This window comes from Oscillibacter sp. MSJ-31, from assembly GCF_018918025.1.
In the GTDB taxonomy this organism is placed as follows: Bacteria; Bacillota; Clostridia; order Oscillospirales; family Oscillospiraceae; genus Hominicoprocola.
In genome coordinates, this window is the sequence record NZ_JAHLPT010000058.1 from 1 (window position 1) to 1,845 (window position 1,845).

Genomic DNA, 1,845 nt, shown 5'->3' on the forward strand with positions numbered 1-1,845 from the left:
CGACGGACTGGCTGATGGCCGCTACTATCTCCGTGAGATCAAAGCGGCGGACGGTTATGTGCTCGACCCTGAGCTGAAAACGATCTATCTCCGCTACGGCTCCACGACAGAAATTGAATACTATACAAATGATTGAGGGCCTTCACATACGCTGTAAAAGCCCTCAACAATCCTATGATACAGCAATTATGCAGAGGCGTCAATCCAATCTTGCACGCCTGTACCTAATTTCATTGCAATAAACATATTTCTGAAAGAAAAGCTGTTTGTTTCTTGCATTGATTTCTTTGCTTTCTTATGCTATCTTATAGATACAGAAAGGGTGAGTCCAATGAACAGCTAACCCCCTCTCAACTCAAGAAAGCGAGGTTAAATTGATGTTAGATACCAAGAACCAAGGATGAGCCTTGACTGCTTCGATTGGTAGTCAAGGCTCATCTTTTTTGCTGTTACAGGCCCCAAAAGGGGCTTTTTTATTTGGCTCGGCAAACTGGAAGTTCTATTTCTGCCGCCATGCCGTTACATAATCTTTTTCCCCAATAGGTTTGTCCAAGCTGCGAGACATGGCGCCGTCGAAGCTCTGTATCGCTTGACAAGCGTGGTACAATACAAATGAGCTTTTTCCGTTTCTATACCAAACGGAAAAAGCTCATTTTTTGTTTGGGGGATCAAAAATGAAGAGAACATTCAGTACAGAGCTTGCCTATGTACTCGGCATCGTATTTGTTGCATGGGGAGTTGTCCTGATGGAAAAGGCCGACTTCGGCGTTTCCATGGTGGTAGCGCCTGCATACCTTCTTTACCGTTGGCTGTCTCCTGCGTGGAGTTTCGTCACCTTCGGCATGGCGGAATACTGTTTGCAGGCGGTGTTGCTGCTCGCCATGTGCCTGCTGCTGCGGCGCTTCCGCGTGTCGTATCTCTTCTCCTTTGTCACGGCGGTCGTCTACGGCTTTGTACTGGACGCCTTCATGCTGCTTGGCGCCATACTTCCGGCGGGCAGCGTTTGGTTGCGCGCGATCTACTATGTGCTGGGGATGCTTTTTTGCGCTGCTGGTGTTTCCGCCATGTTCCACACCTACATTTCACCCGAGGTCTACGAGCTTTTTGTGAAAGAGGTCTCTGACCGTTTCGGCGCAAATATCAATCGGTTCAAAACCGGATATGACTGTGTGAGCTGTCTGATCGGCGTGGCGATGAGCTTTCTTACCTTTGGGCTTTGGCACTTCGAGGGCGTGAAGTGGGGGACGATCCTGTGCGCGCTGGTCAACGGCTATGTCATCGGACGATTCTCCGCATTCTATGAAAAGCACTGGACGTTCTGCGACCGTTTTCCGTGGCGGAAATATTTTGTGCCGGATGCTGCAACGCAGATGTCAGCAAAGTAAAACGGCTTTTATCTCACTTCACGCCGGTGCACTGATATTTGTACCCATTTATCACTTTCTCGGCTTTGTCGCCGTCAGCTCGTAACTCAGATCCAGCAGCACCTTGAGCTTTTCGTCCGGCACACTGTCGTCCAGAGCGACCGTGATCCAATTCGCCTTGCTCATGTGATACGCGGGAAAGATACCGGCATCGCCCCGAAACGATCCGACCAGAATGGGATCGCACTTGAGGTTGACGACATCTATCATATCCGCGCTCGGCAAGCCGAGCTTGCTTTTCGGTATGTCCATTACCAAGGCAAACCACTTTTGGTTATTGCTGTGACGGAACACCTCAAAGTGGGGATGGTTGAGCCACGGGCGGTCCGGCTCTGCGCTGTAGTTGCTCAATACGAATTGTCTCAGCTCTTCCCGATCCATCGAATCACACTCCGCAAAACATATTCTCGCATCATCATTA

The 1,845-nt window shown here is 49.7% G+C and carries 3 protein-coding genes; 2 read left to right on the forward strand and 1 reads right to left on the reverse strand.

Translation table 11 applies throughout. From position 1 onward, the window contains the following. Window positions 1–7 precede the first annotated feature (7 nt). Window positions 8–136, forward strand: coding sequence for a SpaA isopeptide-forming pilin-related protein (locus KQI17_RS13930; RefSeq protein WP_371822002.1), 129 nt, complete (start codon window positions 8–10; stop codon window positions 134–136). Between the two features lie 538 nt (window positions 137–674). Further along, window positions 675–1,385, forward strand: coding sequence for a DUF6198 family protein (locus KQI17_RS13340; RefSeq protein ID WP_216496678.1), 711 nt, complete (start codon window positions 675–677; stop codon window positions 1,383–1,385). 51 nt (window positions 1,386–1,436) lie between these two features. Here the strand turns inward: KQI17_RS13340 and KQI17_RS13345 are convergent, their stop codons facing one another. Beyond that, window positions 1,437–1,805: an MmcQ/YjbR family DNA-binding protein gene (locus KQI17_RS13345; protein WP_216496679.1), complete on the reverse strand. Its 369-nt coding sequence runs from the start codon at window positions 1,803–1,805 to the stop codon at window positions 1,437–1,439. Between the last annotated feature and the right edge of the window lie 40 nt (window positions 1,806–1,845).

Excerpts from the sequence above, each read along its gene's own strand:
- KQI17_RS13340 (WP_216496678.1), top strand. The coding sequence starts at position 675 with ATGAAGAGAACATTCAGTACAGAGCTTGCCTATGTACTCGGCATCGTA.
- KQI17_RS13345 (WP_216496679.1), bottom strand. The coding sequence starts at position 1,805 with ATGGATCGGGAAGAGCTGAGACAATTCGTATTGAGCAACTACAGCGCA.